Source organism: Lapillicoccus sp., assembly GCF_046595215.1.
GTDB lineage: Bacteria > Actinomycetota > Actinomycetes > Actinomycetales > Dermatophilaceae > Lapillicoccus.
The window spans coordinates 1-18,920 of sequence record NZ_JBKJPP010000156.1; the positions used below are offsets into that span (position 1 = coordinate 1).

Genomic DNA, 18,920 nt, shown 5'->3' on the forward strand with positions numbered 1-18,920 from the left:
GCGAGCAACCTGCGCCGCGGCCGGGGTGGCACCGGGGTCATCGGCGCGCTGCTGCAGGACGTCAGCAACAGCTTCTCCTCGAGTCTGCTCCGGGTCCTCGAGGACACGGTTCGCGGCCGGCACGGGGTGGTGCTCGCGGCCAGTCTTGACGAGGAGGCCGACCGCGAGCGGGAGCTCGTCTCCGACCTGGTCAGCCGCCGGGTGGACGGTCTCATCCTGATGCCCGCCACCCACGAGCACTCCTACCTTGCGGCGGAGGTCCGGGCCGGGCTGCCCACGGTGTTTGTCGACCGCACACCGCACGGCGTGGGCGCCGACAGCGTGGTCGTCGACAACCGCAAGGGCGCCCGCGAGGCCACCAGGCACCTCCTGGCCCTCGGTCACCGCCGGATCGCCCACCTCGCCGACCTCGCGGCGATCGAGACCGCAGCCCAGCGGTCGGCCGGCTACGAGGCGGCGCTGCGCTCGGCCGGGTTGCAGGTCGACCCCGCGCTCGTGGCGACGGGGCTGCGCACGTCCGAGGCCGCAGAGGAGGCGCTGGTCCACATGCTCAGGATCGAGGAACCCCCCACGGCGATCTTTGCCTCGCGCAACACGTTGAGCATCGGGACGATCCGGCTCCTGCGCAAGGTCGGTCTCTCGCACCGGGTGGCCGTCGTCGGCTTCGACGACTTCCCGCTCGCCGACCTCATGGACCCCGCGCTCACGGTGGTCCGCCAGAACGTCATCAGCCTCGGGACGCACGCCTCCGAGCTGCTGTTCGCCCGGATCGACGGCGACACCTCGCCTCCGAAGCACATCGTCATCCCACCGACGCTCGTCGCCCGGGGGTCCGGGGAGATCCCCCCGCCCCGACGCCGCTAGGACGGCGCCAGTGGGGCCGGGCTGTCAGCGGTCCTGCAGCCCGGTCGCCATCGACTCGAGCCGGGCGATCCGCTGGTCCATGGGCGGGTGGGTCGAGAAGAGCTTCGAGATGTCCTGGGCGCGGAACGGGTTCGCGATCATCATGTGGCTGGCGTTGACGATCTGCGGCTGCGGCTGCAGCGGGGCCCGCGCCACCCCGGTCTCGAGCTTGCGCAGGGCGGACGCCAGGGCCAGCGGGTCGCCCGTCAGCCGGGCGCCGTCCTCGTCCGCGTCGTACTCGCGGGTGCGGCTGATCGCCAGCTGGATGACGGTCGCGGCCATCGGCGCGAGCAGGGCGAGCAGGAGCAGGGCGAGGGGGTTGGGGCGGTCCTCGTCGTCGCCGCCGAACCCGCCGAAGAGCCCGGCGAACATCGCCATCTGGGCGACCGACGTGACGATGCCGGCGACGGCCGCCGCCACCGAGCCCGTGAGGATGTCGCGGTTGTAGACGTGCTGCAGCTCGTGGCCGAGGACCCCCCGCAGCTCGCGCTCGTCGAGCAGCTGGAGGATGCCCTCGGTGCAGCAGACCGCGGAGTTCTGCGGGTTGCGGCCGGTGGCGAAGGCGTTCGGGGCCTCGGTGGGTGAGACGTAGAGCCGGGGCATCGGTTTGTTGGCGCGGGTCGACAGCTCGCGCACGATCCGATACATCACCGGCGCCTGCGCCTCGCTTACCGGGTAGGCGTGCATCGCCCGGATCGCGAGCTTGTCGCTGTTCCAATAACCGTAGAACGTCGTCGCCACACCGATCAGCGCGAAGACCCAGATGAACCGGCCCCCGGCGACGAGAGCGCCGATGCCGAGGAGCAGGGCCCAGATCGCGCCGAAGAGGGCGGCGGTCTTGAGCCCGTTGAAGTGCTGGTGCATGTCTGGGAAACGTGGAGGCACTGCGCGTCGTTCCCGGCGCAGTCCGGCCCCTCCGTCAGCCGAGGGGGCCGAGGAAGAGCTGCGGCGCCACGGACAGGACGACCAGGGCGAGCGTCCCCAGCGCCAACGCGACGACGTGGCTGGGGTGGATGGTCACGCCGCCACCGGCCGTGGGCGTGGTGGGTGCGGGGGTGGCGGGTGCGGGGGTGGTGGGTGAGGCGACCGGCGCCAGGATCGCCCGGAACCAGCGGAGGTAGACGGCCACCCCGAGCACGGCGTTGACGGCCGCGAGGACCGCGACGAACCACCAGCCCTCGACCAGCACCGGACGGAGCGCCACCACCTTGCCGATCAGCCCGAGCAGCCCGGGCGGCAGCCCGGCCAGGGACATCAGCGCGAGACCCAACGCACCCCCCACGAGCGGCTGGCTGCGCAGCAGGCCGCGGTATGCCGTCAGCCGCCGACCCGCACGCGCCGCGCCACCGCGGAGCGTGAGCGCCACGACGGTGAACGCGACGAGGGTGGCAACGAGGTAGGTGACGAGATAGCCGGCCGAGGCGCTGACCCCGAGCCCGGTGACGCTGAGCAGCGGCAGGACCACCCAGCCGGCCTGCGCCACCGTCGACCAGGCCAGGAGCCGGACGACGTCGTCCTGGCGCAGTGCCATGACGTTGCCGAGGGTCATGCTGGCGATGGCGAGCACCGCCACGCCGACGAGGCCGGGCCTGCCGAGAGACGTCACCGCGCTGATGACGACGAGCAGGGCCCCGAGCGCGGCCACCTTTGACACGCTGGCGAGGAAGACGGCGATCGGCAGCGGCGCCCCGGCGTAGGTCGTCGGCGTCCACGCGTGGAAGGGCACCAGCGACAGCTTGAAGCCGACGCCGGCGAGGACAAGGACGACCGAGAGGGAGAGCAGGCCGCGCTGCGGGCCCGTTGACGCGGCGGCTGCCGAGCCGCTGAGCAGCGTCGGGGTCCCCGTCGCAGCGAACCAGCAGGCGGCCGCGAGCGCCAGCACCGCGAACGAGACGATCGACGTCGTCAGCAGCTGCACCGCACCCGCGATCGCCCGGCGGGTGCCGGGGAGGGCGGCGAGTGCCACGACGGGTAGCGTCGCGAGCTCGAGGGTGACGAGCCAGGACCCCAGGTCACGGGCAGCGGCCACACCGACCGCCCCGCTCGTTGCCGCGAGCACGAGGGCGAGCATCACGGCCGTGCGGCCCGCCTCGCGCCGCTGCTCGAGCGGCCACGCGAGCAGGAGGGTGACGGCTGCGGCCAGGAGCGCGGCGAGCTGCAGCGTGGCGCTCAGGCCACTGACCGCGTAGAAGCACGGGCTGCCGCCGGCCAGGCACAGCGTCCGTGACGCGTCGGCCGGGGCCGTGCCGAGGGGGCCGAGCGTGCCGCTGCCCCCCACGAGCAGTGCCGCGAAGGCCAACCCGTAGTGGACCCGCTGGACGGTGGGGAGGGCGACGTCGACGGCCAGCACGAGGACCGCCCCGGCCACCGGGGCGAGGACGGGCAGCAGGACGCCGAGGTCGAGGCTGATCACCGGCCCGCCTCGACGATCGTCGACGTCGGCGTCACGACGGTCGGCTCACGGACGCCGTTGATGATCGCGGCGGTCTCCCTGGCGGTTATGGCGAGCAGTGGACGCGGCATGACCCCAGCGGCGATCACGGCGGCGGCGAGGACGGCGATCACCCCCCACTCGCGGCCCCGGGCATCGACGCGGGTCGGACCCTGCGGTGACCACCGCAGCGATCCAGTCGGACTGCCCGGCGCAGACTGACCGGCAGGCCAGGGGTAGGCGGTGGCACCAGATCCCCCGGTGGGCCCGGGGTGGGCGGTGGCACCAGATCCCCCGGTCGGCTCAGGGGATGCGGTGGCGGCAGCCTGCCCGGGGGGCCCTGCTGGCTGGGTGTGGGTGCGGATCCCGGGGGCCTCGGTCTGGGCGGCGGCGACGGCCCCGGCCTGGTCGGGGCGTCCCGCCCAGACCAGGCGCAGCACCCGCAGGGCGTAGCCCGCTGCGAGCGCGAACCCGAGGACGGCGAGGACGGCGAGGACCCGGAAGAGCCCGGTGGGTCGGCCTGCGGCCGGTGACCAGGCGGCATACACCGCGAGGAACTCCCCCCAGAAGCCGACGAGCCCGGGCAGGCCGAGCGCCGCGGCGAACCCGACGACGAGGGCGTAGCCCATCCGCGGGGACGTCTCCCGCAGGGCGTCCCGGGCGACGGTGAGGTCCGAGCTCCCCCAGCGCTCCTTGAGGCCGCCGACGACGAAGAAGAGCAGGGCGGACACGAGGCCGTGCGCGATGTTGGCGAAGAGCGCAGCCTGCAGGCCGGTCTGCGTCCCCGACGCGAGGCCCAGCGCGACGAAGCCCATGTGCGCGACCGACGAGTAGGCGACGAGGCGCTTGAGGTCACGCTCGACGAGGCAGGCCAGGCCCCCCCAGAGGATGCCAACGACGCCGCCCACCGCGAGCCAGGGCGCGACCACGCCGAAGCCCTGGGGGACGGTCGGCATGGCCACCCGGATGATGCCGTAGGTGCCCATCTTGAGCAGGACCGCAGCGAGGAGGACGGACCCCGCCGTCGGCGCGACGGTGTGGGCCGGAGGCAGCCAGGTGTGGGCCGGCCACAGGGGGACCTTGATGCCGAGCCCGGCGACCAGGAGCGCGGCGATGACCACCTGACGGCCGACGGGGAGGCCGCCTCCGTGCCGTGCGGCGAGGACCGTGAGGTCGGAGGTGCCGCTCCCCGTCACCAGCAGGAGGATGCCGAGCAGCATCAGTGTCGAGCCGAGGACGGTGAAGAAGACGAACCGGTTGGAGGCGTCCCCCCGCACGGCCTCGCTCGCGTGCTCGTCGCCGAACCGGGCGATGAGGACCCACATCGGGATCAGGACGAGCTCGAAGGCGATGAAGAACCCGATGGCGTCCCGGGTGACGAACGTTGCCAGCGCGGCGAACTCGACGAGCAGCAGGCAGGCGTAGAACGTGGCCGTCGATCCCTCGCCGTCGGCTCCCCGGCCCGGCTCACGGCCGCGGGAGTGCAGGACCACACCGACCGTCAGGGCGGCAGTGAGCAGCACCAGCGGGATGCTGATGCCGTCGAGGGCGAAGTGCCAGCGCAGTCCCAGGGCGGGGACCCAGGGCGCATCCACCTCGGGCCGGACCCAGGCGCAGAACAGGGCGACGACGAGCGCGACGATGCTGGCCGCCACGGCGACGTCGTGGGCCCGCGCGCCCCGTGTCGAGCGGGCCCACCCGAGGAGCCAGATACCGGCAGTGGCCGGGACGAGGAGCAGGAAGATCAGAGCCACACCGTCACCCCCGCGACGGCCAGGGCGACGACCCCGACGACAAGCGCGACGAGTCCCGTCGACGGAACCCCGCGGTGGGCCCGCTCGCCGACACGACCGAGCAGCCCGGCGACGGCGCCCGCACCCCGGGGGTAGGCGTCGACGACGTCCCGGTCGAGGGTCACGACGACACGGGCCACGGAGACGACCCCCCGACCGACCGCTGCGTATGCCGTGTCCACACCGAAGCCCCGATCGCTCCGCTGCTGCCAACGGGCGCCGAGCCGGGCGGCCGGGTCGCCTCCGTCGGCCGCCGCCGAGCGGACAGCAAGCGCGGTGAGGACGACGACCACGACGGACATTATCGCGAGGACGACGCCCAGGTGGATGCCGCCCGGGAGGGCCGGAAGGAAGAACGTGCCGACCACGGTGAGGACGGCGAGGGCCGAGACCGTGATCGCCGCGGCTGCACTGATCCGGCGGGGGGTGGGTGCGGCCGTGGCCAGGTCGTCACCGGCGGAGGCTGCGGCGTCCGGGCTCTCGGCCTGTCCGCCCTCCGCCTCGGCACGGGCGAGGGCGACGTCCTCGGCCTCGGACTCGGTCGTGAGCAGCAGCCAGGCCCGGGCGGAGTATGCCGCGGTGAGGGCGACGGTGACGACGAGGCCCACCAGGACGACCGTGGCGGTCGTGGCATCGGGCCCCCCGAGCTGCTCCTCGGCCACGGCGAGGACCCCCTCCTTGCTGAAGAAGCCGACCAGCGGCGGCACCCCGGCGAGCGCTGCGAGTCCGAGACCGATCGACCACTGGAGGGCGCCGCGTCCCCGGGCCCGACCGCGCAGCGCCACGAACGCGGTGCCGCCGCCGAGGACCGACAACCAGCCGATCGCGAGGAAGAGCAGCGACTTGAAGATCGCGTGCGAGAAGAGGTGCCCGAGGCCGGCGCCCACCGCGCTCACGGACGAGGTCCCGGCAAAGGCCAGCGCCGACAACATGATTGCCACCTGGCTCAGGGTCGAGTAGGCCAGCATCCGCTTGATGTCCGACTGGGCCAGGGCGAGCACGGCGGCGTAGACCATCGTCAGCGCGGCGAGGACCCCCAGCACCGTGCGGGAGGTGGCGTCCACGGCATACACCGGGTGGAAGCGGGCGATCACGTAGGTGCCGGCTGCGACCATCGTCGCCGCGTGGATGAGGGCGGACGCGGGTGTCGGGCCCTCCATCGCGTCGGGAAGCCAGTCGTGGAAGGGGACGAGACCCGACTTGCCGGCGACACCGATGACGATGCCGATCAGCGCCAAGGTGAGGACGGGGCTCGTCGTGACGAGAGCCGACAGCGACCCGGGCTGCTCCCCGGCCCAGTGCGCGAGGACGGCGCCGAGGCCGGTCGAGCGGGCCCCCCCGGCGAGGATGACGAGCCCCAGGATGAAGCCGATGTCAGCGACGCGCGTGACGAGGAACGCCTTGTGGGCCGCCCGTCGGGCCGACTCACGGGTGCTGACGTGGCCAATGAGCAGGTAGGAGCACCACCCCATCACCTCCCACCCGACGAGGGTCAGGACGAGGTCGCCGGACTGGACCACCAGGAGCATCCCCGCGAGGAACAGCGAGACGGTCGAGGCGAAGACGGGGTAGCGGCGGTCGTCGTGGAGGTACCAGATCGAGAAGACCTGGACGGCCAGGCCCACCACCGCCACTGCGAGCGCGATGACGGCCGACGTCCGGTCGGCGAGGAGGTTGAGCGGGACGTCGAGCTCACCCGCTGCCAGCGGCCCGAAGGTCGAGATGGTCTGGACCCGGTCGTCGGTGAGGACCAGCGCGAGCAGGGAGAAGATGAGGACGAGGGTCGCCGTCCCGGTCGCGACGAGCCCGGCGATCGGCCGTGACCACCGCAGCCAGAGGCCCGCGAGGGCCGCGAGGGCGGGTAGCAGGACGACGAGGTGGACGCTGACGGCGGTCACCGGCGCGCCTCGGGGGTCTCGGCGTCCTCGGTCTCGGGCAGTGCGGTGAGGTCGATGTGGCCCTGGAGGCGGAACATCGCGAGGACCACCGCGAGCGCTACGCAGATCTCCGCGGCCGCGATGGTGATGATGAACAGCGTGAGCACCTGCCCGGTCTGCAGGGCCGAGACGTCGACAGACCCGAGGGTGACGAGGATGAGGTTGGCGGCGTTGAGGATCAACTCGACCCCGATGAGGACGAGGACGGCGTTGCGCCGGGCGAGGACGGCGTAGGTGCCGGCGCCCGCGAGGACGCTGGCCAGCACCATCGGCAGCCAGAGGTGCATCACCTCGGGGCCTTGGCGGGCGCGTCCGGCGCCGCAGCCGATGCGTCCCGCGCCGCCGTCGCGCCCCGTGCCCGTGGCAGGGCCCCGGCCACGGTGGCGATCGCGAAGGCACCGACCAGCGCGGCGAGGAGCAGCAGCGAGAGCAGCTCGAAGGGCCAGGCCCAGGTGCCGAAGATCGCACTGGCCACCGCGCGGGTGTCGCCGTTCGACGGCGTCATCGGCCCCGACCCGACGAGGGGGACGAGCATCGAGGCGAACAGCGCCGTCGTCGCCGCTCCGAGCACGGCCGCGAGGACGCGCTGGAGGGGGGACGTCCCCAGCTGCCGGTTGATGCCGATCGGCGCCCGGGTGAGCATCAGCGCGAAGAGGACCAGGACGACGACCGCCCCGACGTAGATCAGGACCTGGACCAGGGCGACGAGCTCCGCCCCGAGCACGACGTAGCACCCGGCGAGCGTGCCAAGACAGACGACGAGCCAGAGCGCGGAATGGACCAGCTGTCGCGTCGTCACCGCGAACACGGCACCGGCAGCGGCGATGACGCCCAGGAGGGCGAAGACGATGTCGCGGGTCGTCACGCCCCGTCCCCCTCCTCGGTTCTCACGGCGGGGGGGCCCGCAGCGGGGGGCTCACGGAGGGCGGGGGGCTCACGAACGGCGCGCGGCGGCTTGTTCGCCGCCGCGATCTCGGCGGGTTCGGCCGACGCCGGGTCGAGAGCCGGCGGCGGCGGGACGGTCTGCATCCACTGTCCGAGCCGGTCCTTCTCGTGGAGCAGGTCGCGGATGTCGGTCTCGGCGTACTCGAACTCCGGGCTCCAGTGCAGCGCGTCGAAGGGGCACACCTCGATGCAGATCCCGCAGTACATGCAGAGCGAGAAGTCGATGGCGAACCGGTCGAGGACGTTGCGCTGCCGGTCGCGGCCCCCCTCGGTCGTCGCGGGGATCGTCTCCTTGTGCGAGTCGATGTAGATGCACCAGTCCGGGCACTCACGCGCGCAGAGCATGCACGAGGTGCAGTTCTCCTCGGTCAGCGCGATGACCCCGCGCGACCTCGGGGGCAGGGACGGCTGGGTGTCGGGGTACTCCGCGGTGTGGCTGGGACGGGCGAGCGTCCTCGCCGTCGTCGCCAGTCCCTTGACGAGCCCGGGAAGGATGCCTCCCGTCAGCCGTCGCCGGTGTTCGTGCTCCGTCACTGGAAGACCACCACTCCCGCGCCGGTGAGGGCGAGCTGGACCAGGGCCAGCGGGACGAGCCAGACCCACGCGAGTCGTTGGAGCTGGTCCTCGCGCAGGCGCGGCCACGAGACCCGGAACCAGATGATGACGACCGCGACGAGCAGGGCCTTGAGCAGGGTCCAGACCCAACCGACCGCGTCGTCGAAGGGGCCGCGCCAGCCGCCGAGGAAGAGCACCGTGAAGAAGAACGACATGACGACGATGCCGGCGTACTCGGCGAGCAGGAAGAAGGCGAAGCGCAGACCGGTGTATTCGGTGTAGGCCCCGAAGACGATCTCGGAGTCGGCGACCGGCATGTCGAAGGGCGGACGCTGCAGCTCGGCAAGGGCAGCGGTGAAGAAGCAGATCGCGCCGGGCAGCTGCCAGAGCAGCCACCACGGGTTCCACTGCTCGACGATGCCACCCAAGGACAGCGTGCCCGCCGCGAGCGCGACCGAGGCCACGGAGAGGACCATCGGCAGCTCGTAGCTGAGCAGCTGGGCCGCGGAGCGCATCGAGCCGAGCAGCGAGTACTTGTTGGCACTCGCCCACCCGGCCATGAGGGTGCCGAGGATGCCCACGCCCGCAGCGGCGAGCACGAAGAGGGCGCCCGCGTCGACGTCGGCGGCCACGAGACCGGGGCCGAGGGGGATGACGCAGATCGCCACGAGGTAGGGGACGAGCGCGACGCCCGGGGCGAGGCGGAAGACCCATCGGTCGGCCCGGGACGGGGTGATGTCCTCCTTCTGGACGAACTTGACCCCGTCAGCGACGAGCTGCGCCCACCCGTGGAAGCCGCCCGCATACATCGGGCCGAGCCGGCCCTGCATGTGGGCCATGACCTTGTGCTCCGTCTGCCCCACGACCAGCGGGAGGACGAGGAAGGCGAGCAGGGTCACGACCGCCCGCAGGACGACCTCGAGGGCGCTCACCGGGGCCCCCACTCGGGTCCGGGGACGCCGGGAGCCGCGACCTTGCGCCGCGCCCCACCCGGCCTGCCGGGCTTGCGCTCGCCGCCCTCGCCGGGCTCCTTGGCACCCGGCCAGGCCTTCGAGGCGCGCGCCGCGAGCACGAACGACTTGCGCAGTGGGTGGCCCTCGAAACCGTTGGGCAGCAGCAGCGGCCGCAACCCCAGGCCGGTCCCGTCGTCGAACCCAGCGACGTCGATGCCGAACATCTCGTGCATCTCGCGCTCATGCCAGGCCGCGCCGGCGAAGAGCGACGTGAGGCTGTCGACGGCCGCGCCCTCGCAGAGTCGGGTCCGCAGCAGGTGGTCGCGGATCGCACCCCGCCGTGAGGTGTCGTAGAGGTGGCAGACGATGTCGAATCCGGGGTTCTCTGCCGCGTCGCTCTCGTCGACCGCGGTGAGCCAGTCGAAGAAGGTGAAGCCGGCGTCCCGCAGCTCGGCGGCCCCCCGGACCCACTCGTCTGGGGCGACGTCGAGACAGGGCTGCGCACTCGAGGTGGTGGACGCCGGCGGGGTGGCGGTCATCGCTCGTCTCCCCCCAGGCCGAAGATGTCGTCGGCGAGGGTCTCCGGGGCGTTACCACCCGACCGGGGGGCGCGCCGACGGACCGGGGGCGTCGCCGACTCCTGCGTGGCCGGCGGTCCGGTCTGTTGGGGCGGAGTCCCGGGGGTGGGTTCCGTTGTCGCAGAGGGTTGCGCCACCGGAGCGGTTTCCGTTGTCGGAGCGGGTTCCGTTGCCGCGGCCGGTTGCGTTGTCGCAGCGGGCTCCTGATCGGGTCGGGGAGCCAACGCGTCTCCGCGGCCTGGGATGTCGGCGGCGCCGGGGGTGAGCAGTGGCCGGGTCACCTCCGCAGCCGAGGCGAGTCTCCCCCCGGCATACCGGCGGGCGATCGTCGTTGCGGACACCGTCTCTCCGGCGATCTTCTCCTGGAGGGTGATGATGCCCTGCAGCAGCGCCTCGGGACGGGGCGGGCAGCCGGGCACGTAGACGTCGACGGGGATGACCGTGTCGACGCCCTTGAGGACGGAGTAGGAGTCCCAGTAGGGGCCGCCGGAGTTGGAGCAGGCACCGAACGAGATGACGTACTTCGGCTCGGGCATCTGGTCGTAGAGCCGGCGGACGGCGGGGGCCATCTTGTCGGTGACCGTGCCCGAGACGACCATCAGGTCGGCCTGACGCGGGCCGGGTGCGAAGGGGATGACCCCGAGCCGGATGAAGTCGTGGCGGGCCATCGACGCGGCGATGAACTCGATCGCGCAGCAGGCGAGCCCGAAGTTGAAGACCCAGAGGCTGTAGCGACGGCCCCAGTTGAGGACGACCTTGACCGGCGCGGGAGCGTGCTGCGAGAGGGGCCCGACCGTGGGCATGGGCAGGTCGACGCTCACCGGGTCACATCCATCGCAGCAGCCCACGGCGGCCCGCGTGACCGAGGCCGATCACGAGGACGAGGACGAAGATGCCCATCTCGACGAGCGAGGCCACCCCGAGCTCGGTGTCGCGGATGACCGTGGCCCACGGGAAGAGGAAGACCGCGTCGACGGCGAAGATGACGTAGAGGAAGGCATAGACGAAGTAGCGGACGTTGGTCTGAGCCCAGCCCTCACCGACGGGGTCGACGCCCGACTCGTAAGTGGTCACCTTCGCCGGGGTGGCCGCTCGCGGGGCAAAGAGCCGGCGGGCCAGCCCGGCCGCCACGACGAGCAGGATCCCCGAGAGCACCACCGCAGCGACGACGACGTATCCGGTCATACGTCAACCCTAGCGAGGGGGGCTCATCTCCCCCGTCATTGCAGGTGCAAAGGAGGCGACGCGTACGCGTGTCCGGGTGGGTGGAGCTCGCGGGGGGAGGGAATCGCTTCGCGTGCGCGGCTGTTTCCCTTCCATGACTCGCATCGTCGCCGCCACCGGCTTTGGTGGCCCGGAACAGCTCGCCCTCACCGAGATCGACACCCCGGCACCAGGTGCTGGCCAGGTCCTGGTCAACGTCCGCGCCATCGGCGTCAACCCGATCGACTGGAAGCTCTACTCCGGCGCCTTCGGCGAGACTCCCGCCCTGCTCGACTCCATCGGCTCCGAGGCATCCGGAGTCATCGCCGGGCTCGGTGACGGCGTCGACGGCTGGTCGGTCGGCGACGCGGTCATCGTCTCCCCGGTCGACGGCAACGCCTACACGGACCACATCGTCGTCCCGGCCACGTCACTCACCGCAAAGCCGGACACCCTCGCGTTCGAGCAGGCGGCAGCCGTCCCTGTCGCAGGCGGCACCGCGACCCAGGCTCTCGAGGCCGCAGACGTCGGCGAGGGCGACACCGTGCTCGTCCACGGCGCAGCCGGCGGCGTGGGCAGCGTGACCGTCCAGCTCGCCCGACTGCGTGGGGCGCGGGTCATCGGCACAGCGAGCGCGGGCAACCACGAGTTCCTGCGCGAGCTCGGCGTCGAGCCGGTCGACTACGGCCCCGGACTGGCGGACCGCGTCCGAGCCCTGGCGCCCGGCGGCGTCGACGCTGCGATCGATGCGATCGGATCGGACGAGGCTCTGGACTCCTCGGTCGAGCTCGTCGCCGACCGTCAGCGCATCGTCACCATGGTCAGGTTCGATCGCGCCGCCGGGCTGGGCATCACGGCCATCGGCGGCGGGCCGGGAGCCGATCCCGGCACCGAGATCCGGGCGGCGTCGATCGCCCGGGTCGCGGACCTCGTCGCCGACGGCACGGTGCAGATCCCCGTCGCCCACACCTACCCGCTCACAGAGACCGCTCAGGCCCACCGCGACAGCCAGGCCGGCCACACCCGGGGCAAGATCGTCGTCGTCCCCTGACCGTATCCGACTGAGCGTGCCTGCCCCGCGCTTTGAGCCGCGGGATAGGTTGGGCGACATGGCAGCCAAGGCCACGTCCCCCGCCGTCGAGCTCGACGTCGGCGAGCGGACGGTGCGGATCAGCAACCCGGACCGGGTCTACTTCCCCGACCACGGCTGGACCAAGCTCGACCTCGCCCGCTACTACCTCAGCGTCGGCGACGGCATCGTCCGGGCGCTGCGCGAGCGTCCCTGCATGATGCACCGCTTCCCCGAGGGCCTCGCCGGCGACAAGGTCCACCAGAAGCGGGTGCCCCACGGCGCGCCGGCGTGGCTCGAGACCGTCCGGGTGACATTCCCCCGGTATCACCGGACCGCCGACGAGCTGTGCGTCACCGAGCTCGGTGCGGTCATCTGGGCCGTGCAGATGTCGACCGTCGAGTTCCACCCCTGGAACTCCCGGCGGGCCGACACCGAGGCGCCCGACGAGTGGCGCATCGACCTCGATCCCATGCCCGCGTGCGACTTCGCGACCGTCCGTCGGGTGGCGCACATCGCGCGCGAGGTCCTCGACGAGCTCGGCGCAACCGGCTTCCCCAAGACCTCGGGCGGCTCGGGCCTGCACGTCTACGTGCGCATCGTGCCGGAGTGGGGGTTCGCCGACGTCCGACGGGCGGCCCTCGCCTTCGCCCGTGAGGTCGAGCGCCGATCGGCCGGTGACGCGACGACGACGTGGTGGCGCCGTGACCGGGCCGAGGACGCGGTGTTCGTCGACTACAACCAGAACGCCCGGGACCACACCATCGCCAGCGCCTACTCCGTGCGCGGTGTCCCCGACGGCACGGTCTCCACACCGATCACGTGGGACGAGGTCGACGACGTCGAACCACGCGAGCTCACCCTCGCGACGGTGCCCTCCCGGTATGCCGCGAGAGGTGACCTCCACGCTGCCATCGACGACACGGCATACCGGTTGGAGCAGCTGCTCGAGTGGGCGGACCGGGACGAGCGCGCCGGTGAGACCGCGCCCGACGTCGATGAGTGACCACCCGGCGCAGCCGGAGCTGACCGACGGCACGGTCGTACTGCGCCCGTGGCGGGACGACGACGTGGACCGCGCGGTCGCCGGCCACGACGAGGAGATCGCGCGCTGGTCCGGGCAGCCGCCGGCGACACCCCCGCCCGCCGCCCACGCTGGGGCCGTGGTCGCCTGGCCGCAGGACGACGCCGCCGGGCGCACGCGGGTCGGCTTCGTCGTCGAGCGGGACGGCGACCTCGTCGGCAGCGTCGAGGTGCGCGACCTCGGCCACTCGACCGGTGAGCTCAGCTGGACCCTGTATGCCGGTCGGCGCGGCCAGGGGTCGGCCACCCTCGCGGTGCGTCTCCTCGTCGACTACGCGTTCGGCGAGCTCGGACTCACCCGGGTGCAGGCTCGGGTCGAGCCGGAGAACGCCCGGGCGGTCCGGGTGGCCACGCGGTCGGGGCTGCGCCGGGAGGGGGTCATGCGGGTCGCGCCCGGCACGGGTCACCGGGCCGGCGCCTTGGAGTACGTCGTCCTGGCGCGACTGCGCGACGACCCCGCCATCACCGAGCCGCAGGCCTTCCGCGCGCTGCTCAACTCCTTCCTGCCGCGCAAACGGGCCATCGCCCAGCTGCTCGTGCGCGACCCGTCCGGCCGGGTGCTGCTCTGCCGCCTCACCTACAAGCAGGACTGGGACCTACCGGGCGGCGTCGTCGAGGTGCACGAGTCACCCCGGGTCGCGGTCGTACGCGAGGTCGCCGAGGAGCTCCAGCTCGACCTCCCCGCCGGAGAGCTGCTGCTCACCGACTGGCTGCCGTCGTGGAGCGGATGGGACGACGCGCTCTGCCTGGTCTTCGACGGTGGCGTCCACGAGCCCTCCACGACGGACCGGGTCGTCGTGCAGCCTCGGGAGATCCGGTCGGCGCAGTTCTGCACGCTCGAGCAGATCCGGGAGCACTGCGCCGACTTCACGGCACGCCGCATCGAGGCCGCGCTGGCCCGGGTCGAGCACCGCACCGGGGCAGCCAGGGCCTACACCGAGTCGGGTCGGCCTGCCGACTGATGGCGCCGACTCCGTCCCTTCGCGTTCCCGGAGGGGAGCCTGCGTCACTCCGGCGGGCAGGCGGCATACCATGAGTTGAACGGCCAACGACCTCGGATGGCTGACCGAACGACGAATCCTGGTGACTCCTCGCCCATGACCTCCCCCACCCTGAAGCTTGCCCGCGTCGTCATCAGGTTTGCTGGCGACTCCGGCGACGGCATGCAGCTGACCGGCGACCGGTTCACGACTGACGCGGCGCTGCTGGGCAACGACCTGTCGACGTTGCCCAACTTCCCCGCCGAGATCCGCGCGCCGCAGGGCACCCTGCCGGGAGTCTCGAGCTTCCAGCTGCACTTCGCCGACCACGACGTCCTCACCCCCGGCGACGAGCCGGACGTCCTCGTCGCGATGAACCCCGCGGCGCTCAGGGCCAACCTCGCCGACGTGCCCCGAGGCGCGACGATCATCGTCAACACCGACGAGTTCACCAAGCGCAACCTCGCCAAGGTCGGCTACGTCACCTCCCCCATCGACGACGGCACGCTCGAGAGCTACCACGTCCACGCGGTGGCGCTCACCTCGATCACCGTGGAGGCGCTCGCCGCCCATGCCCTGACCCGCAAGGACAAGGAGCGCGCGAAGAACATGTTCGCGCTCGGACTTCTGTCGTGGCTCTACACCCGGCCTATCGAGTCGACCGAGCGGTTCCTCACGGCGAAGTTCGGCTCTCAGCCCGACCTGCTCGCAGCCAATCTCACGGCGCTGCGGGCTGGCGTGAACTACGGCGAGACGACCGAGGACTTCGCCCACCGCTACGAGGTAGGCCCGGCCCCGATGGCGCCCGGCCTCTACCGCAACATCACCGGCAACGTCGCCCTCTCCTACGGGCTCGTCACCGCGGCGCACCGGGCCGGCATCCCCCTCGTCCTCGGGGCCTACCCGATCACCCCGGCGTCCGACATCCTCCACACCCTGTCCGGCCTGAAGCGCTTCGGGGTGACGACGATCCAGGCGGAGGACGAGATCGCCGGTGTCGGCGCCGCCCTCGGGGCGTCGTTCGGCGGCGCCCTCGGCGTGACGACGACGTCCGGGCCCGGCCTGGCCCTCAAGGCGGAGACCATCGGGCTCGCGGTATCGCTCGAGCTGCCGCTCGTCATCTGCGACATCCAGCGCGGGGGTCCCTCGACCGGACTGCCGACCAAGACCGAACAGGCCGACCTCCTCCAGGCGATGTTCGGTCGCAACGGGGAGTCGCCGGTGGCCGTCGTGGCACCCCAGTCCCCCACCGACTGCTTCGGCATCGCCTTCGAGGCGGTCCGGATCGCGACGACCTACCGCACCCCGGTGATCATCCTCTCCGACGGTTACCTCGCGAACGGCTCCGAGCCGTGGTCGATCCCGTCGATCGACAGCCTGCCCGACATCGCCGTCGAGTTCACGACCGAGCCCAATTCCGAGGACTCGCAAGGCAACCCGGTCTTCCACCCCTACCAGCGTGACCCCGACACATTGGCCCGTCCGTGGGCCGTGCCCGGCACCGCCGGTCTCGAGCACCGCATCGGGGGGATCGAGAAGGCCAACATCACCGGCACCATCTCCTACGAACCCGACAACCACGACCTCATGACCCGGCTGCGGGCCGCCAAGATCGAGGGCATCGCGACCTCGATCGCGCCACTCGAGGTGGACGACCCGTCGGGCGAGGCCGACGTGCTCGTGCTCGGGTGGGGCTCGACCTACGGGCCGATCAAGGCCGCGATCCGCGAGCTGCGCCGGCAGGGGATTCCCGTGGCCCAGGCCCATCTGCGCCACCTCAACCCCTTCCCCTCCAACACCGCTGAGGTGCTGGGCGCCTACCGCCGGGTCGTCCTACCCGAGATGAACCTCGGGCAGCTCGCGCTGCTGTTGCGGGCCCGCTATCTCGTCGACATCCAGTCCCACACAGCAGTGCGCGGGCTGCCGTTCAGCTCGAGCGAGCTCGAGGAAGCCATCCAGAAGGCAGTCATCTCATGAGCACCATCGACCTGGGTATGCCGGTGCACGGCACCGAGGGCGTCCCCACCCTCGCGGAGGGGTCGGCGCCACAGACCAAGAAGGAGTTCACCTCCGACCAGGAGGTGCGGTGGTGCCCGGGGTGCGGCGACTACGCCATCCTCGCGGCGGTGCAGGGGTTCCTGCCCGAGCTGGGTCTGAAACGGGAGAACATCGTCTTCGTCTCGGGCATCGGCTGCTCCTCGCGCTTCCCGTACTACCTCGACACCTACGGCCTGCACTCGATCCACGGCCGGGCGCCGGCGATCGCGACCGGCCTCGCGACCTCGCGGTCGGACCTCTCCGTCTTCGTCGTCACCGGCGACGGGGACGCCCTTTCTATCGGCGGCAACCACCTCATCCACGCCCTGCGCCGCAACGTCAACCTCACGATCCTGCTGTTCAACAACGAGATCTACGGCCTGACCAAGGGTCAGTACTCCCCCACCTCGCACGTCGGGGCCGTGACGAAGTCGACGCCGTTCGGATCGGTGGACAACCCCTTCAACCCGGTGAGCCTCGCGCTCGGGGCCGAGGCGACCTTCGTCGCCCGGACGATGGACTCCGACCGCAAGCACCTCACCGGCATCCTGCGCGCGGCAACGGCCCACCGGGGGACCTCGTTCGTCGAGATCTACCAGAACTGCCCGATCTTCAACGACGGCTTCTTTGCCGTCCTCAAGGACAGCACGCAGGCCGAGGCCCGGATCCTCCACCTCACCCACGGCGAGGAGATCACGGCCGGCGACCGCGTCGTCGTGCGACGCGACAACGGGAGCCTCGCCGTCGTCTCCCGCGGCGCCGCCGACCCGGCCCGGGTGGTGCGCCACGACGCACACGCCGACGACCCATCGACCGCCTTCGCCCTGTCCCGGCTCGACGACCCCAGCCTCACGCACGTGCCCATGGGCATCTTCCGCAGCGTCGAGCGGCCGACCTACGACGACCTCGTCCGGGGCCAGATCGACACGGCGGTCGCGCAGTCCGGCGGTGAGGCCACCGACGACGACCTGTCAGCGCTGTTGGCGGGCAAGGACTCCTGGACCGTGGGAGCGTGACCTCGCCCGCCACGCCCGCAGCTGCGTCGACGTCCACGCCCGTGGCTGCCTCGACGCCTGCGGGGGCGGCGACGTCCACCCCCGGGCTGCCGGGTGTCCCGCCCACCGCCGGGTTGGGCGGCGACGACCGCGAGAGCCGACGCGGCGTGCTCGCCGGGCTGACGGCATACGCGATCTGGGGCGCCTTCCCGCTCTACTTCCATGCCTTGGCACCGGCCGGTGCATGGGAGATCCTCGCGCACCGCATCCTCTGGACCCTGGTGCTTTGCGCCGTCGTCCTGCTCGCGCGCCGCGACCTCGACTGGATCCGTCCGCTGCTGCTCCGGCCGAAGATGCTCGGGGGGATTGCGATCGCCGCGGTGCTCATTGCGATCAACTGGGTGGTCTACGTCGGTGCCGTGGCGGCGGGGCAGGTCACCGACGCATCACTGGGCTACTTCCTCAACCCCATCGTCACCGTCGGGCTCGGCGTCTTGGTGCTCGGCGAGCGGCTGCGCCGGCTGCAGTGGGTCGCTGTGGCCATCGGGCTTGCCGCGGGACTCTACCTCTCGCTCGTGGGCGGCCGGGTGCCGTGGATCGCGTTGACGCTGGCCTTCTCCTTCGCGCTCTACGGCCTGACCAAGAAGAAGCTCGGGGCGACGCTGGCAGCGCTGCACGGACTCACCGTCGAGACCGTCGTCCTGGCACCCGTTGCCTTGGGACTCATCGCCTGGTTGGGCATCACCGGCAACCAGACCTTCACCGGGGGCGCGCCGGTGCACCCCACCTTGCTCGTCCTGTCCGGAGTGGTCACCGCGGTGCCACTGCTCCTGTTCGCCGCTGCGGCCCGTCGAGTGCCGCTGACGACGATCGGGTTGCTCCAGTTCGTCACGCCGGTGCTCCAGCTGCTCTGTGGGGTGCTGCTGCTCGGTGAGGAGATGAGCCAGGCCAGGTGGGTCGGGTTCGGGATCGTGTGGCTCGCCCTGGCGCTGTTGACAGTCGACTCGCTCGTCGAGGGCGGACGGCGCCGGTCCGCAGCATCGAGAAGTGGCTCTGGACGGGCTCGGACAGCGGACGGCGAGGTCTGCGAGCCCACACCGTGAGGCGACACCCCGGCACGGCGAAGAAGTCCATCGACCACCCGAGCGATTGAGGCGTGCTCGGCCATGGCCTTGGTGGGCGCGTGGGTGCCGCCCCGCCGACGGGGCGGGGTGTGGGGCGGGCGAGTCAGACGTGCCAGGTGCCGCGGTGTCGGTGACGGTGGCGGTGAGGTCGCGTTGGTGGACCAGGGTGTGGCGCCGACCGCAGAGCAGGGCCGCGTTGGACAGGTCGCTCAGTCCCCCACGACTCCACCACGCGACATGGTGGACATCGCTCCACTGGGCCGGGACCGTGCAGCCGGGGAACGTGCACTGATGGTCGCGGTGCCAGACCGCCTTGCGTTGGGCGGGCGTGAAC

General features: G+C 71.9%; 17 protein-coding genes and 1 pseudogene. 7 read left to right on the top strand and 11 right to left on the bottom strand.

What is annotated here, in order from left to right; genetic code table 11:
* The coding region (locus ACLL9L_RS13580) for a substrate-binding domain-containing protein (RefSeq protein WP_411285192.1) at positions 1 to 864 on the top strand (864 nt) is incomplete at its 5' end.
* A gap of 24 nt (positions 865 to 888) precedes the next feature.
* On the opposite strand, the gene htpX is transcribed toward ACLL9L_RS13580, so the two are convergent.
* The 11 genes and pseudogenes from htpX to ACLL9L_RS13635 form a co-directional block, all read right to left on the bottom strand.
* Positions 889 to 1,767, bottom strand: coding sequence for a zinc metalloprotease HtpX (htpX, locus tag ACLL9L_RS13585; RefSeq protein WP_411285193.1), 879 nt, complete (start codon positions 1,765 to 1,767; stop codon positions 889 to 891).
* A gap of 55 nt (positions 1,768 to 1,822) precedes the next feature.
* Entirely contained in the window at positions 1,823 to 3,316 is a 1,494-nt protein-coding gene (locus ACLL9L_RS13590) for an NADH-quinone oxidoreductase subunit N (protein WP_411285194.1), read from the bottom strand.
* Entirely contained in the window at positions 3,313 to 5,088 is a 1,776-nt protein-coding gene (locus tag ACLL9L_RS13595) for an NADH-quinone oxidoreductase subunit M (RefSeq protein WP_411285195.1), read from the bottom strand. Before ACLL9L_RS13595 ends, ACLL9L_RS13590 begins: the two co-directional genes overlap by 4 nt.
* Positions 5,079 to 7,025, bottom strand: coding sequence for an NADH-quinone oxidoreductase subunit L (locus ACLL9L_RS13600; RefSeq protein ID WP_411285196.1), 1,947 nt, complete (start codon positions 7,023 to 7,025; stop codon positions 5,079 to 5,081). Before ACLL9L_RS13600 ends, ACLL9L_RS13595 begins: the two co-directional genes overlap by 10 nt.
* On the bottom strand, positions 7,022 to 7,351 hold the full coding sequence (gene nuoK, locus ACLL9L_RS13605) for an NADH-quinone oxidoreductase subunit NuoK (RefSeq protein WP_411285197.1): 330 nt from the start codon (positions 7,349 to 7,351) through the stop codon (positions 7,022 to 7,024). The genes ACLL9L_RS13600 and nuoK overlap by 4 nt, the downstream gene beginning before the upstream one ends.
* Positions 7,351 to 7,929, bottom strand: coding sequence for an NADH-quinone oxidoreductase subunit J (locus ACLL9L_RS13610; protein WP_411285198.1), 579 nt, complete (start codon positions 7,927 to 7,929; stop codon positions 7,351 to 7,353). The genes nuoK and ACLL9L_RS13610 overlap by 1 nt, the downstream gene beginning before the upstream one ends.
* A complete protein-coding gene (locus tag ACLL9L_RS13615; RefSeq protein ID WP_411285199.1) occupies positions 7,926 to 8,543 on the bottom strand; it encodes a 4Fe-4S binding protein in 618 nt (205 codons plus the stop codon). Before ACLL9L_RS13615 ends, ACLL9L_RS13610 begins: the two co-directional genes overlap by 4 nt.
* Positions 8,540 to 9,496 carry a complex I subunit 1/NuoH family protein gene (locus ACLL9L_RS13620; protein WP_411285200.1) on the bottom strand — a complete coding sequence of 319 codons (957 nt, stop codon included), beginning with the start codon at positions 9,494 to 9,496 and terminating at the stop codon, positions 8,540 to 8,542. The genes ACLL9L_RS13615 and ACLL9L_RS13620 overlap by 4 nt, the downstream gene beginning before the upstream one ends.
* Complete coding sequence (locus tag ACLL9L_RS13625) at positions 9,493 to 10,056, bottom strand: NADH-quinone oxidoreductase subunit C (protein ID WP_411285201.1); 564 nt, start codon at positions 10,054 to 10,056, stop codon at positions 9,493 to 9,495. Before ACLL9L_RS13625 ends, ACLL9L_RS13620 begins: the two co-directional genes overlap by 4 nt.
* A 284-nt stretch (positions 10,057 to 10,340) precedes the next feature.
* Positions 10,341 to 10,898, bottom strand: a pseudogene (locus ACLL9L_RS13630) (NADH-quinone oxidoreductase subunit B); the annotation flags it as partial.
* Between the two features lie 22 nt (positions 10,899 to 10,920).
* Entirely contained in the window at positions 10,921 to 11,280 is a 360-nt protein-coding gene (locus tag ACLL9L_RS13635; protein ID WP_411285202.1) for an NADH-quinone oxidoreductase subunit A, read from the bottom strand.
* 133 nt (positions 11,281 to 11,413) lie between these two features.
* On the opposite strand from ACLL9L_RS13635, the gene ACLL9L_RS13640 reads away from it, so the two are divergent.
* The 6 genes from ACLL9L_RS13640 to rarD all read left to right on the top strand — a co-directional run bounded on the left by ACLL9L_RS13640 (position 11,414) and on the right by rarD (position 18,565).
* Positions 11,414 to 12,349 (top strand): quinone oxidoreductase family protein, encoded by a 936-nt coding sequence (locus ACLL9L_RS13640; protein WP_411285203.1) that lies wholly within the window; start codon positions 11,414 to 11,416, stop codon positions 12,347 to 12,349.
* 58 nt (positions 12,350 to 12,407) lie between these two features.
* Positions 12,408 to 13,373, top strand: a complete 966-nt coding sequence (ligD, locus tag ACLL9L_RS13645; RefSeq protein ID WP_411285204.1) for a non-homologous end-joining DNA ligase — start codon at positions 12,408 to 12,410, stop codon at positions 13,371 to 13,373.
* Positions 13,366 to 14,412, top strand: coding sequence for an NUDIX hydrolase (locus ACLL9L_RS13650; protein ID WP_411285205.1), 1,047 nt, complete (start codon positions 13,366 to 13,368; stop codon positions 14,410 to 14,412). The genes ligD and ACLL9L_RS13650 overlap by 8 nt, the downstream gene beginning before the upstream one ends.
* A 135-nt stretch (positions 14,413 to 14,547) precedes the next feature.
* Positions 14,548 to 16,407, top strand: a complete 1,860-nt coding sequence (locus ACLL9L_RS13655; RefSeq protein ID WP_411285206.1) for a 2-oxoacid:acceptor oxidoreductase subunit alpha — start codon at positions 14,548 to 14,550, stop codon at positions 16,405 to 16,407.
* Positions 16,404 to 17,483: a 2-oxoacid:ferredoxin oxidoreductase subunit beta gene (locus tag ACLL9L_RS13660; protein ID WP_411285207.1), complete on the top strand. Its 1,080-nt coding sequence runs from the start codon at positions 16,404 to 16,406 to the stop codon at positions 17,481 to 17,483. Before ACLL9L_RS13655 ends, ACLL9L_RS13660 begins: the two co-directional genes overlap by 4 nt.
* A gap of 113 nt (positions 17,484 to 17,596) precedes the next feature.
* On the top strand, positions 17,597 to 18,565 hold the full coding sequence (gene rarD / locus ACLL9L_RS13665; RefSeq protein WP_411285208.1) for an EamA family transporter RarD: 969 nt from the start codon (positions 17,597 to 17,599) through the stop codon (positions 18,563 to 18,565).
* Positions 18,566 to 18,920 lie beyond the last annotated feature (355 nt).

Excerpts from the sequence above, each read along its gene's own strand:
- ACLL9L_RS13650 (WP_411285205.1), top strand. The coding sequence starts at position 13,366 with ATGAGTGACCACCCGGCGCAGCCGGAGCTGACCGACGGCACGGTCGTA.
- ACLL9L_RS13635 (WP_411285202.1), bottom strand. The coding sequence starts at position 11,280 with ATGACCGGATACGTCGTCGTCGCTGCGGTGGTGCTCTCGGGGATCCTG.
- ligD (WP_411285204.1), top strand. The coding sequence starts at position 12,408 with ATGGCAGCCAAGGCCACGTCCCCCGCCGTCGAGCTCGACGTCGGCGAG.
- htpX (WP_411285193.1), bottom strand. The coding sequence starts at position 1,767 with ATGCACCAGCACTTCAACGGGCTCAAGACCGCCGCCCTCTTCGGCGCG.
- nuoK (WP_411285197.1), bottom strand. The coding sequence starts at position 7,351 with ATGCACCTCTGGCTGCCGATGGTGCTGGCCAGCGTCCTCGCGGGCGCC.
- ACLL9L_RS13625 (WP_411285201.1), bottom strand. The coding sequence starts at position 10,056 with ATGACCGCCACCCCGCCGGCGTCCACCACCTCGAGTGCGCAGCCCTGT.
- ACLL9L_RS13660 (WP_411285207.1), top strand. The coding sequence starts at position 16,404 with ATGAGCACCATCGACCTGGGTATGCCGGTGCACGGCACCGAGGGCGTC.
- ACLL9L_RS13640 (WP_411285203.1), top strand. The coding sequence starts at position 11,414 with ATGACTCGCATCGTCGCCGCCACCGGCTTTGGTGGCCCGGAACAGCTC.
- ACLL9L_RS13655 (WP_411285206.1), top strand. The coding sequence starts at position 14,548 with ATGACCTCCCCCACCCTGAAGCTTGCCCGCGTCGTCATCAGGTTTGCT.